Source organism: Vibrio sp. S11_S32 (genome assembly GCF_014694465.1).
GTDB lineage: Bacteria > Pseudomonadota > Gammaproteobacteria > Enterobacterales > Vibrionaceae > Vibrio > Vibrio algicola.
Genome location: NZ_JAAUWS010000008.1, coordinates 41,102 through 54,232, shown reverse-complemented (window position 1 = coordinate 54,232; position 13,131 = coordinate 41,102). Strand labels below are relative to the sequence as shown.

Here is a 13,131-nt window from a genome sequence, read left to right as displayed (position 1 = left end):
AAAAAGTCAGATGGGGCGAATTATACGCAAAATTGGTGATAACTCTAGCCGTATAAAATCAACAAGAGCAGAAATAGCAAAAAAGCCCTCAATACCGATATTCAGGGCTTCATTCTAAGAGATAAGACATTAACCAAAAGGATTGAAATCCTCATCCAATAACAGATTCATAATAATCGCGTCTTCTTTGCCATGTTTGGTGGTAGTGGATGGATAATAATTGATTCGGCGATCCATCTCATTAAACCCCAGCATTTCATAAAGATGATACGCGCTTTTATTGCTTGCACGTACTTCTAACCAAATACTTTCGGCTGCTGCTTGTTCGCTGTGCTTGATTAAGTGTTCTACCAAAGCGCGCCCGTAACCTTTACCTTGCTGTCTCGGATCCACCGCAATAGTAAGCAGAGTCACCTCGCCCACCACATTTTGACTGTACACATAGCCCACAAGTTGCTCATTCACCCACAAACCAAACTGATGTTTTGATGAATTAGCGCTGTTTTGATGCGACAGATCGCGGATCATACTTTCCGACCAAGGATGACTATGCGCTTGTTGTTCAATCGCCCATACAGCATCAAGATGTTCGGCAGTAATCGCAATCGGAGTTGGAATTTGAGTCATAAAATCACTTTTGGTAAGAGCAAATTTGTTGCCACAGTTGGCGACGATGGGAAATATCGGTAGGAATATCCGCCAGAGACACTGAATTTAGCACTTGCAGCCCCTCAACTGAAAACTCAAGCGCTTGGCTTTTTGTCTCAGTATCCGTTTCAGTTTCAGTACCGCAAAACCACACCCAAGTTAACTGATGCTGATTAATTTGTGATAATTGCGTTGGCGTCACATGCAGGGCTTGATCAAGGTTGAGTTTCATACTAGCCAGCACTTTGGCAAATAGCGCCGTATCTTGCCCTTGCGGAATAGACTCAGCCACCAGCAATAATACGCACGTTGGTGGCAGCGAAAAACCACTGCTTTGAAAACCTTGCAAACGCTCAGGGTGAGACACTTCCCACACATCAATGCCGATCTCTTGCAGTTTTTGCCGCTCGATTAATTGTTCCATTTGCTTTGAATCGCTAGTCACACATTCACTCATATTTTGTTCGTACTTTATACGCGTTAGAATTCGATATCAGCCCAGATCTATTGATATTATTGATGGAGAAAAGTGTCAAAGAACATGGATGTTCTTTCTCAAGTGTCCATGGATGGTTTAAACGTCTTTTCGCAATCAACAATATTGATTAGATACGGTATAAGCAACTTAGAGAATTATCCATTAAATTCAGGGCTGTATTCGACCAACCCAGCTTTACTGGTAAAACAATCTTCAATCAGTTGCAGTACTTGAAATGCACCGGCTTGATATTCTGGCATCGAGTTATAAATAGACACCAACCCCATTGGTTCTCCATCTTGAAAACCAAAACGGGCGTAGTAGTTAGGATCGCCTAAGACCACACAAGCGGAATAGCCAAGCTCATATAACGAATCAAAACCGTACTTGATCAGTTGTTCTGCAATGCCTTGCTTGCGATATTGTGGATGCACCGCAACTGGCGCTAAACCTTGCCAACCAAAATCTTCACCATCTAAGGTCACAGGGGTAAATAATGCATGACCGATCACTTGCCCTTCATCACTACAAGCCACTACCGATAAAGTAAAACGACTGTTTTCGCGTAATGCACGAACCAGTTTGGCTTCATCTTTGCTTGGAAACGCGTTTTTTAACAATGAATCGATAGTAAGAATATCGGCTGGAGCTTCTGTTCTAATTTGCATAATCACCTCTATATTTAAGCTGCGATTGTACTCTTAATGATTAAAAAATCGTAATTTAATCGACAATGGCAGTAAAAAAGAGAGAGATTGACCATCAAGATAAAAAACGGCCCCTTAAAGTTATCACCTCAAAGGACCAGAACAAAGGATTGAAGAAAAGGAGCAGACTAGTTTGAAATGGGGGCATTTAAGCGGTGGTGATCTGCTTTTGGCTTTCTTGCGGCTGTAAGCCTTTTTGCACAAATTCAGCTAGTTGCATTAAAGCGTAAGTCAGCGGTTTAGGCAGTGAATCTAAATCGATGCTATCCATTAAGTTTTTCACTTCCAACCCAAGTTCGGTGTCGCCTTCAATTTTCAAACGACGTTGGAAGAACAAGGTATCGGGATCTTCTTTACGACCAGCAATTAAAATTAAGTCATTTAAACAACCCGAAAAACTCGCATCTTCAGTTTGCGAGCCGTCAGAGACGATAAGTTTGTCATCTTGAAAGCTGATCATCCAAGACAGATTCAGATCACTGATCTCAACTTTTAACCAACGATCTTGTAAGAATTCAAAATCACCATCTTCTAATGCTTCATGGAATACTTGTTGTAGTGCTTCCAATAGCACTTTACTTTGTAGACGCTGTGGTAAAAATTGAACCGGTTTTTTTAATACACGCGCCGCATTGGCAACCATGTGAGAACGAATAGCTGAAAACATAATAACTCCCTCAATATATCAGCTTACTGTAATCCAGATTAAAAAAGCTTCTCTGAGTTAAATCAATAAATGTAGATTTAATGTTATAAATACCCACTAATTGCTTAGTTCCTACCCCTTTGTGACACTTTTTTACAAAATGTGCAGGCCAAGCGTTATTGATCGCTGCAAACCTGCCTTATATCAATTTCCTATCATGCAAACTGCCTAAAATACGGTATAAATTCAGAATATAAGGTTTAAGGGATGGAACTTCTTTGCCCTGCTGGCAATTTACCAGCGCTCAAAACCGCCATAGATTGTGGCGCCGATGCGGTTTACATTGGCTTTAAAGATGACACCAATGCGCGTCATTTTGCCGGACTCAACTTTAGCGGCAAAAAACTCGATAAAGCGGTTCAATATGTGCATGACAACAATAAAAAAATTCATATCGCGTTAAATACTTTTGCTCACCCTAATGGCTTCAGCCGCTGGACTGATGCGGTCGATCAAGCTGCCGCGCTTGGAGTGGATGCCTTAATCGTGGCCGATATTGCGCTGCTCGAATACGCCTCGACTCAATACCCTGAAATGGAATTGCATTTATCTGTGCAAGCCTCGGCAACCAATAGCGCCGCTGTGGCGTTTTATGCCAACAATTTCAATGTAAAACGTGTGGTTCTGCCACGAGTACTATCGATTCATCAAGTCAAACAACTGTCGCGCAGTATTCCTAGCAATGTTGAACTTGAAGTATTTGCCTTTGGTAGCTTGTGCATCATGGCGGAGGGACGTTGTTACTTATCGTCTTATATGACGGGCGAATCGCCAAATACGGTGGGCGCTTGTTCACCAGCCAAACATGTTCGCTGGCAAGAAACCGATTCAGGATTAGAAACCCGTTTAAGCGATATTTTGATCGACAAATACTCTCAAGGTGAGAACGCGGGCTACCCTACGCTTTGCAAAGGCCGCTTTGATATTAACATTACCGGTCAAAAGCAGCGTTATCATGTACTCGAAGAACCGACCAGTTTAAATACCCTATCTATGCTGCCTGAGTTATTTGCCGCCAATGTGGCCTCAGTTAAAATTGAAGGTCGCCAACGCAGTCCTGCCTATGTAGAGCAAGTCACCCGAACTTGGCGCGCGGCGATTGATCGCTATCAAGCCAATCCTGAAGGCTATACGGTTGAACCACAATGGGACGCAGCCTTAGCTAATGTCTCTGAAGGAACGCAAACAACTCTAGGTGCTTATCACCGTAAATGGCAGTAAGGAATAATGATGAACTCACCACAACCGCTTAAATACTCGCTTGGTCCTTTATTGTATTTCTGGGCTAAAAACGATGTCGAGGATTTTTATCAACAAGCGAAAAACAGCCCTGCTGATATTATTTATTTAGGGGAAAGTGTTTGCTCTAAGCGCCGTGAAATTAAGCCAAAAGATTGGTTTGAGATCGCCAAAGATTTAGCCGATGGTGGCAAACAAGTCGTGCTCTCCACTATGGCATTATTAGAAGCGCCGAGCGAAGTCAATATCATGAAGAAGTATGTCGATAACGGTGACTTTGCGATTGAAGCCAACGATGTATCCGGTATTCAATTGGCATCAGAGGCGAAAGTGCCCTTTATCGTCGGCCCTGCGGTCAATACTTATAATGCACACACCCTTAAACTCTTTGCCAAACAAGGTATGATCCGCTGGTGTATGCCAGTTGAATTATCGCGTGATTGGCTGATCAACGTGCTGGCGCAATGTGACGAATTGGGCATTCGCGATCAATTTGAAGTGGAAGTGTTCAGCCATGGTTATTTGCCACTCGCTTATTCTGCTCGCTGCTTTACTGCTCGAGCTGAAAATAAAGCCAAAGATGATTGCGAGACGTGCTGCATTAAATATCCAACCGGTATTCAAGTCGCCAGCCAAGAAGGGCAAGAGGTGTTTAACTTAAATGGCATTCAAACCCAGTCAGGTTATTGCTATAACTTGGGTAATGATCTGGTTGGTATGCAAGGGGTCGTTGATGTGGTGCGTTTAAGCCCGCTGGGCATCAATACCTTATCGACATTGGCGCAATTTAAAGCCAATGAACAAGGCCTGTCACCGCTTAGTATTGAATCGCGTGAATGCAATGGCTATTGGCATAAATTAGCCGGCCTTGCCCAAGCTTAATTTTCTCTTATTTAAATACCAAGCACAAAAAAGAGGACGCGATGTCCTCTTTTTTATGGATAAACCACCCGTCATTGCGTACCTAAGCGAAGACGATACGAGCTCTCGCTTTTATTCTTTCACATTAAGAACGCAATGCTGGAGTCGAAGTGGCTTTTGGCAATAATCTGCTTTCATCACTCGACTTTGGGGTGTTGACAGGCTCTTCTGCCTTACTTTTATCATCGCTGCTGGATGTTGGGGCTTGGGCTTTTTGTTGCTGTTCTTGCAAGGTTTTAAAAATACGCCCCAATTCTAAGAAGGCATATTTGTGCTCAGAGAACTCATATACATTCATTGATAACGATAATTTATACAAAGCAATTGCGTTGGCGTAGTTGCCTTCATATTGATTACGCTTCGCCAAATAGAAATAAATTTCGGTAAGCTTTTGAGCAAGTTCAACGTTATCACGAGTACTCAGCGCCACCGCTTGCAATACGTCTTTCTCTGATTCTTTGTTCAGAGTAAGACCGACTAATTGCCAACCCCATTGTTGATCTTTATTGTCATAACGCTGGGTTAATGCATCAGTGGCTTTTTTAGCATCGACTTCGCGCTCCATGTAATACAGCCACAAAGCGCGATAAGGATCATTTGGTGCTTTATTATAGTTACTGGTCATATCTTGGATAGCGAGATCAAAACGGTCAGCGTAATACAAAGCAATCGCACGATTTCGCTCGGCATATTCGTTGGTTGGATCAAGCTCTAAACTCGAATCAAACGCATCGAAGGCGGAATCGTAATCACTCATTTGAGTAAAGTAGACCCCTATCATATTAAACACTTCAGGTTGCTTTGGATCTAACTTTAGCGAGCGTTCATAATCTAAACGCGCTAAATCTGCCAAGCCGACACTGTCTAAATATTGGCCTCGCTGAGCAAACATTTTGGCACGAGTCTCATTAGTGACACCTTTACGTAGTACTAATTGATTTAAGCGTGAAATTTGCACTTCTTGTTGAATAGAAGGCTGAAGAGGCACCGCTAATGGTGGTGATGACCAAGTCGAACTAGACTTACCACTGTTAGCACAACCCGCGAGTAAAAAAACGGCAATAAGCCCTAAGCATTTAAAATATTTCACTAATTGAGTACTCCTTTACGGTACAGTCTCTTTATATGCAATATACACGTAGTTTAGTTATCGCACTACCTTAGCTTAGTCGTTGTGGGCAAACTTAGATAAAAAAAGAGGAGCCTCAATGGGCTCCTCATTATTATTTCACTTTCTCATTAAAGAGAAGCAAGCATCAATTACTCGGCAGCAGGTTCTGCTGGAGTAGTCGTTTGCTCTACCGCTTCTTTCATACTTAGACGAACGCGACCTTGGCGATCAATCTCTAGTACTTTAACTTGAACTTCTTGACCTTCAGATAGGTAATCAGACACTTTCTCGATACGCTTATCGGCGATTTGAGAGATGTGTACTAGACCATCTTTACCAGGAAGAATGGTAACGAATGCACCAAAGTCAGCTAGACGAGCAACCTTACCTGGGTAAATACGACCGACTTCAACTTCAGCAGTGATTTCTTCGATGCGACGGATCGCTTCTTTCGCTGCTTTGCCTTCAGTTGCGGCAATTTTGATAGTACCGTCGTCATCGATTTCGATGGTCGTGCCGGTTTCTTCAGTCAGTGCACGGATCACAGCGCCACCTTTACCGATCACGTCTTTGATTTTCTCAGAGCTGATCTTCATGGTGTAGATGCGTGGAGCAAATTCAGAAATCTCTTCACGAGCACCAGAAATCGCTTCATCCATTACAGAAAGGATGTGCTTACGTGCGCCTTGTGCTTGGTTAAGCGCAATTTGCATGATTTCTTTAGTGATACCTTCGATTTTGATATCCATTTGCAAAGCAGTGATACCGTCGTTAGTACCGGCTACTTTAAAGTCCATGTCACCTAGGTGGTCTTCGTCGCCAAGGATGTCAGAAAGAACAACGAACTCTTCGCCTTCTTTAACTAGACCCATTGCGATACCCGCAACAGACGCTTTAATTGGAACACCAGCATCCATAAGCGCAAGAGAAGTACCACATACCGATGCCATTGAAGACGAGCCGTTTGATTCAGTAATTTCTGAAACAACACGCACTGTGTATGGGAATTCTTCAACTGAAGGCATTACCGCAGCAATACCACGTTTTGCTAGTTTACCGTGGCCGATTTCACGACGCTTAGGAGAACCAACGAAACCAGTTTCGCCTACACAGTATGGAGGGAAGTTATAGTGTAGAAGGAAGTTGTCTTTCTTCTCACCTAATAGGCTGTCGATGATTTGTGCATCACGTTGTGTACCAAGCGTAGCCGTAACCAATGCTTGAGTTTCACCACGAGTAAACAAAGAAGAACCGTGAGTACGTGGAAGAACGCCAGTACGAACATCAAGTGCACGAACCATGTCTTTTTCACGACCATCGATACGTGGGCTACCGGCAATGATGCGGCTACGTACGATGTTTTTCTCAAGATCGTGGAAGATGGCGTGAATTTCTTTCGTGTTCAATTCAGCATCTTCAGCTAATAGTTTTTCTGTTACTTCAGCACTGATTTCATGGATGCGATCATAACGCGCCAATTTCTCAGTGATTTGGTAAGCTTCTGTTACTTGAGCTGATGCTAACTCAGCGATTTTAGTTTTTAAGTCTGTGTTTTCAGCAGGTGCTTCCCAATTCCAAGAAGGAGTAGCAACTTCAGCCGCAAACTCATTGATCGCATTGATAACAACTTGTTGTTGGTCGTGACCGTAAACAACAGCCGCTAGCATTTCTTCTTCAGATAGGTTGTCAGCTTCTGACTCAACCATTAATACCGCGCCTTCAGTACCAGAAACCACTAGGTCTAGTTTAGAAGACTCAAGCTCAGTTTGGCTTGGGTTAAGTACGAGTTCACCATTGATGTGACCAACACGCGCCGCACCGATAGGACCATTGAATGGTGCACCAGAGATAGCAAGAGCAGCAGACGTTGCGATCATAGTGATCATGTCTGGTTGGATATCAGGGTTTACAGAAACAACCGTTGCAATAACTTGAACTTCGTTTTTGAATGCTGATGGGAAAAGCGGACGAATTGGACGGTCGATTAGACGAGCCGTTAATGTTTCGCCTTCAGAAGGACGACCTTCGCGCTTGAAGAAACCACCAGGGATTTTACCAGCAGCGTAAGTACGCTCTTGGTAGTTTACCGTTAATGGGAAAAAGTCTTGACCTGGTACTGCATCTTTCTTAGCAACAACAGAAACAAATACAGAGGTGTCATCCATGCTAGCCATAACAGCAGCAGTAGCTTGGCGAGCCATTACGCCCGTTTCTAGAGTAACGGTATGGTTACCGTACTGGAATTTTTTTACGATTGCTTTCACGTAAAGATCCTTAAATAAGAAAATATAAAGTAATTTTTGCTGTGAGATTTATTACCAATCGCGACTAATAGCAGGTTTTTCTGTTATTGCTTGGTTAAGGATAAGCCTTAACCACAAGCGCCTCAGATAAACTGAGATAGAAAAAAGCTGTTATTAGTCGCGACCTTCATGGTCGACATCGGTGACGGTAAGTCAATCTACAGCGGTTTGTTTGCTGTTTCATCGCCAATTAAGACCGATAAAAAGTAAAAACAAACGAGGCATAGTATAAACCAGATGAGTGTAAATGTCTTATTTCAGAACGCAGAATATCCCTATCAAATGTCGGAAATGTCTGTTTGCTCAAATTGCAGCCACAAAAAAAGGAGCCGAGGCTCCTTTTTATCCAGTATCTGTTTCTTCATTTCAACTAATGGGAACCAAAAGTGTTCAATTAACTAACAAATACTTTTAATCTGGGTATTAAACCAAACGACGAATTAACGACGTAGGCCAAGACGCTTGATTAGTGATTGGTAACGCTCTAGGTTCTTACCTTTAAGGTAGTCTAGAAGTTTACGACGGCTAGAAACCATACGTAAAAGACCGCGACGGCTGTGGTGATCGTGTTTGTGATCAGCAAAGTGACCTTGTAGGTGGTTAATAGAAGCAGTAAGTAGTGCTACTTGTACTTCTGGTGAACCTGTATCGCCTTCAGCTTGTGCGTATTCTGCAACGATTGCTGCTTTAGTTTCTGCATTCAGAGACATAATCTCTCCTAAATAAGAGTTAATTTATAAAAATGTGATAGCCAATCTCTGATTCAGCCATCACGCGAACGGCGAATTATAGGGGAAGCGATAAATAAGAGCAAGGGTAATTTACCCATACCACCATTATTGCTTCTTTTATTCCGCCACAGCTTCGGTTCTAAACACAACCAAGCGTTTTGGTGCCACGCGGCCATCATCATCAATGTTAGCAATACCAATAAAGGTATGTTCATCACCCATCGTCATGCGAACCACACCTTCAGTTGGTGCGCCAGCAATTTGCACCTGCTGACCTTGTTGAACGATGCTCGCCATACTAAGCGGCATATTCACTTCTGGCAGATCGACAACCGCAGTATCCATAGGGAGCAGCAGTTGATCCAATACGCTGTGAGGCTCTACGCCTTGCTCTTGGGCTTGTTCGATCATCGCTTGAAGTTGTTCTAGCGTGACCATTTTCTCTGCCGGATAATGCGACACCCCAATACGACGTAAATAAGTCACATGGGCGCCACAACCAAGCATTTCGCCTAAGTCATCGGTGATGGTTCGAATGTAAGTGCCTTTTGAACAATGCACTTCCATTTCCACTTCATTACCATCAAAACGGATCAGGTTTATTTCAAATACCGTGATCTTACGAGATTCACGCGGAACCTCAATGCCTTGACGGGCATATTCATACAAAGGCTTACCTTGGTATTTTAATGCTGAGAACATCGAAGGAATTTGATCTGTGGTACCACGAAATTTCGCAATGCAACGCTCAAGTAAACCACGGTCAACTTTCACTTCACGGGTTTGAACCACTTCACCATCAGAATCTGAGGTATCAGTACGTTCACCCAACTTTGCCACCACGCGATAACGTTTATCCGAATCAAGTAAGAACTGTGAGAACTTAGTCGCTTCACCAAGGCAAATCGGCAACATACCCGTCGCCAAAGGATCAAGCGCACCAGTATGACCTGCTTTTTCAGCAAAAAACATGCGCTTTACTTTTTGGAGCGCATCATTGGAGCTGATACTAGTCGGCTTATCGAGTAATAAAACGCCATCAATAGGACGACCACGACGTCTACGAGCCATTACTCTTCTCCTTCGTCCTCATCACGACCGGCGTCTTTTTTACGTCGATTGTCATCACTGACCACTTCACTAACCAAGTTAGAAAGGCGCATACCTTCGGTCAATGTATTATCGTAAACGAAACGAACTTCAGGTGTTAAACGTAAACGAACACGTTTCCCTAAAGCCATACGAATAGACACTTCGTGTTCTTTTAATGCTTCTAAGCATGATTCTGGTGTTTGCTCGCCGATACAAAAGAAAGTAACGAATACTTTGGCATAAGCCAGATCACGAGTCACTTCAACGTCTGAAATGGTCACCATTCCGATACGTGAATCACGAACATCACGCTGTAGGATAGAAGCGAGTTCTTTTTGTAATTGTTGTGCAACGCGTTGTGCACGACTGAATTCTTTAGCCATATCTTTTCTCACATCTGCACGTTCAAATGAGAACGTCGTAACAGAAAGAATGGGGAGCAAAAGCTCCCCATGGTGTTTTATTGCTTATACCCTAATTACTTTGGGTATCATTTGTTAATTAATCAAGCGTACGCTTAATTTCAACAATTTCGAATACTTCGATTTGGTCACCAGCGCGAACATCATTGTAGTTCTTAACACCGATACCACATTCGTAGCCGTTACGAACTTCTTGTACGTCATCTTTAAAGCGACGTAGTGATTCTAGTTCACCTTCATAAATAACGATGTTATCACGAAGAACGCGGATTGGGTTACTACGCTTAATCAAGCCTTCTGTAACCATACAACCTGCGATTGCACCTAGTTTAGGTGATTTGAACACATCACGAACTTCAGCAAGACCAATGATTTCTTGTCTAAATTCTGGAGCAAGCATGCCGCCCATCGCTTGTTTCACTTCGTCAATCAATTGGTAAATGATTGAGTAGTAACGTAGATCTAGGCTTTCGTTTTCAACAGTGCGGCGAGCAGAAGCATCAGCACGGACGTTGAAACCAAGTAAGATAGCGTTAGAAGCTGCTGCCAATACCGCGTCAGTTTCAGTAATACCACCGACACCCGAACCTACGATGTTCACTTTCACTTCTTCAGTTGAAAGTTTACGTAGTGAATCAGCAATCGCTTCTACTGAACCTTGAACGTCTGCTTTAAGCACAACGTTAAGCTCAGCAACTTCACCCGCTTCCATGTTAGAGAACATGTTTTCAAGTTTCGATTTTTGCTGACGAGCCAGTTTAACATCACGGAATTTACCTTGACGATAGTTCGCTACTTCACGCGCTTTACGCTCATCACGAACGACAGTTGCTTCATCACCTGAAGCCGGAACACCAGAAAGACCTAAGATTTCTACCGGAATAGAAGGACCTGCTGTCTCGATGTCTTTACCGTTTTCATCGCGCATTGCACGAATACGGCCGTACTCTTGACCACAAAGAACGATATCACCTTTATGTAAAGTACCCGCTTGTACTAGAACGGTAGCAACTGGACCACGACCTTTATCAAGGCGAGATTCAACCACAACACCAGAAGCCATACCATCGGTTACTGCTTTAAGCTCAAGAACTTCAGATTGAAGTAAGATAGCTTCAAGTAGACCATCGATGTTTGTACCCACTTTGGCTGAAATGTGAACGAACATGTTTTCGCCGCCCCATTCTTCAGGAATAACGTCGTATTGAGCAAGCTCATTTTTAACGTTATCTGGGTTCGCGCCTTCTTTATCGATTTTGTTTACCGCAATAATCAATGGAACGCTCGCCGCTTTCGCGTGCTGAATCGCTTCGATTGTTTGTGGCATAACACCATCATCGGCTGCAACAACAAGAACAACGATATCAGTCGCTTGAGCACCACGAGCACGCATTGAAGTAAATGCGGCGTGTCCTGGAGTATCCAAGAAGGTGATCATGCCATTGTCAGTTTCAACGTGGTATGCACCAATGTGCTGGGTAATGCCACCCGCTTCACCAGAGGCTACACGGCTACGACGGATGTAATCCAGTGTCGAGGTTTTACCATGGTCAACGTGACCCATGATGGTCACAACAGGGGCACGAGATACGGCTTCAGTGCTGTCATCACGATCAGAAAGAATCGCTTCTTCTAATTCGTTTTCTTTACGTAGGATAACCTTGTGACCCATTTCTTCAGCAACAAGCGCTGCTGTTTCTTGGTCAATCACTTGGTTGATGGTTGCCATTGCGCCCATCTTCATCATCGTTTTGATGACTTCAGTCCCTTTTACTGACATTTTGTTTGCCAGTTCAGAAACCACGATAGTTTCACCAATCACAACATCCGATTTTGCAACGGTTGCTGATTTATCAAAACCATGCTGCATTGAAGTTGGTTTAGCCAATTTACCTTTACGATTATTGCGTCCACCACGAGCGTTACGGCCATTGTTGCCGCCGCGATCATCTTCTTTTTTCGCTGGTTTTTTCTTTTTACGACGACTTGCTTCGCTGCGACGGTCAGCTTCATCTTCAGCTTCACGTGCGTGTTGGTTAGTCGTTACATGGTAATCAGCATTTTCAGATTCTTTTTTCTTCTTCTCTTCTTCTGACCAACGAGCACCGTTTTCTTCTGCAAGTTTACGCGCTTCTTCAACCAGTTTCTGAGCTTCTGCTTCTGCTTTACGCTGAGCTTCTTCATCTTGACGACGCTTCAATGATTCAGCTTCTTGTTTCGCTGCATCATTTTTCACTTTTTCTTCAGATGATTGCTTAGGCGCTGCTGCTTTTGTTTCTTTCGCTTTATCTGCTGCTTCTTGCTTCAATTTATCTTCCGCTTCACGTTTAACTTTTGCTTCAGCTTTTGCTGCTGCGTCTTGTTTGGCTTTTGCTTCTGCCGCAAGTTTTGCTGCGTCTTCTGCTTCACGAGTTGCTTGAGCTTCTGCTGCTTGTTTCGCTTCTTCATCTACAGCAGTGCGCTTCACATAGGTGCGTTTTTTGCGGACTTCAACTTGCACTTCTTTATTTTTACCGCCGCCAGCAGGAACATTTAATGTGCTTTTGGTCTTACGTTGAAGTGTCAGGCGTGTTGGCTCAGAGTCGCCTGAGTTATCGCCATGTTCTTTTTTAAGATGCATTAAAAGCGTTTGCTTTTCTGCCGCAGTTACATTGTCGGCGCTGGTTTTTTTCATACCAGCATCAGCAAGTTGTTCTACTAGGCGTTCAACTGGTGTACCAATCTCTTCGCTCAGTGCTTTCACTGTCAATTCTGTCATAGTGCTTTCTCCTTG

The 13,131-nt window shown here is 43.4% G+C and carries 12 protein-coding genes; 2 read left to right on the top strand and 10 right to left on the bottom strand.

Annotated elements, in window-relative coordinates:
• Nucleotides 1-129: 129 nt before the first annotated feature.
• The 4 genes from rimI to ubiT all read right to left on the bottom strand — a co-directional run bounded on the left by rimI (nucleotide 130) and on the right by ubiT (nucleotide 2,500).
• The gene (gene rimI / locus HC723_RS06610) at nucleotides 130-627 is read right to left on the bottom strand and encodes a ribosomal protein S18-alanine N-acetyltransferase (protein ID WP_190338569.1); all 498 of its coding nucleotides are present in this window, start codon (nucleotides 625-627) and stop codon (nucleotides 130-132) included.
• 4 nt (nucleotides 628-631) lie between these two features.
• On the bottom strand, nucleotides 632-1,093 hold the full coding sequence (locus HC723_RS06605) for a DNA polymerase III subunit psi (RefSeq protein ID WP_225874258.1): 462 nt from the start codon (nucleotides 1,091-1,093) through the stop codon (nucleotides 632-634).
• Nucleotides 1,094-1,281: 188 nt separating this feature from the next.
• On the bottom strand, nucleotides 1,282-1,794 hold the full coding sequence (locus tag HC723_RS06600; protein WP_153447547.1) for a GNAT family N-acetyltransferase: 513 nt from the start codon (nucleotides 1,792-1,794) through the stop codon (nucleotides 1,282-1,284).
• A gap of 187 nt (nucleotides 1,795-1,981) precedes the next feature.
• Nucleotides 1,982-2,500: a ubiquinone anaerobic biosynthesis accessory factor UbiT gene (gene ubiT / locus HC723_RS06595; protein ID WP_153447548.1), complete on the bottom strand. Its 519-nt coding sequence runs from the start codon at nucleotides 2,498-2,500 to the stop codon at nucleotides 1,982-1,984.
• 246 nt (nucleotides 2,501-2,746) lie between these two features.
• Between ubiT and ubiU the strand changes: the two genes are divergently transcribed.
• Nucleotides 2,747-3,760 carry a ubiquinone anaerobic biosynthesis protein UbiU gene (gene ubiU / locus HC723_RS06590; RefSeq protein ID WP_190338568.1) on the top strand — a complete coding sequence of 338 codons (1,014 nt, stop codon included), beginning with the start codon at nucleotides 2,747-2,749 and terminating at the stop codon, nucleotides 3,758-3,760.
• A 9-nt stretch (nucleotides 3,761-3,769) separates the two neighbouring features.
• On the top strand, nucleotides 3,770-4,660 hold the full coding sequence (locus tag HC723_RS06585) for a U32 family peptidase (protein ID WP_446751391.1): 891 nt from the start codon (nucleotides 3,770-3,772) through the stop codon (nucleotides 4,658-4,660).
• Nucleotides 4,661-4,784: 124 nt separating this feature from the next.
• Here the strand turns inward: HC723_RS06585 and nlpI are convergent, their stop codons facing one another.
• From nlpI to infB, 6 genes are all read right to left on the bottom strand, one after another.
• Nucleotides 4,785-5,789, bottom strand: coding sequence for a lipoprotein NlpI (gene nlpI, locus HC723_RS06580; protein ID WP_190338567.1), 1,005 nt, complete (start codon nucleotides 5,787-5,789; stop codon nucleotides 4,785-4,787).
• A 170-nt stretch (nucleotides 5,790-5,959) separates the two neighbouring features.
• Nucleotides 5,960-8,074, bottom strand: a complete 2,115-nt coding sequence (pnp, locus tag HC723_RS06575) for a polyribonucleotide nucleotidyltransferase (RefSeq protein WP_407701676.1) — start codon at nucleotides 8,072-8,074, stop codon at nucleotides 5,960-5,962.
• A 479-nt stretch (nucleotides 8,075-8,553) separates the two neighbouring features.
• Nucleotides 8,554-8,823, bottom strand: a complete 270-nt coding sequence (gene rpsO / locus HC723_RS06570) for a 30S ribosomal protein S15 (RefSeq protein WP_153447553.1) — start codon at nucleotides 8,821-8,823, stop codon at nucleotides 8,554-8,556.
• Nucleotides 8,824-8,961: 138 nt separating this feature from the next.
• Entirely contained in the window at nucleotides 8,962-9,915 is a 954-nt protein-coding gene (gene truB, locus HC723_RS06565; protein WP_153447554.1) for a tRNA pseudouridine(55) synthase TruB, read from the bottom strand.
• A complete protein-coding gene (rbfA, locus tag HC723_RS06560; RefSeq protein ID WP_153448192.1) occupies nucleotides 9,915-10,319 on the bottom strand; it encodes a 30S ribosome-binding factor RbfA in 405 nt (134 codons plus the stop codon). The genes truB and rbfA overlap by 1 nt, the downstream gene beginning before the upstream one ends.
• 118 nt (nucleotides 10,320-10,437) lie before the next feature.
• Nucleotides 10,438-13,116: a translation initiation factor IF-2 gene (gene infB, locus HC723_RS06555; protein ID WP_190338566.1), complete on the bottom strand. Its 2,679-nt coding sequence runs from the start codon at nucleotides 13,114-13,116 to the stop codon at nucleotides 10,438-10,440.
• Nucleotides 13,117-13,131: the final 15 nt, after the last annotated feature.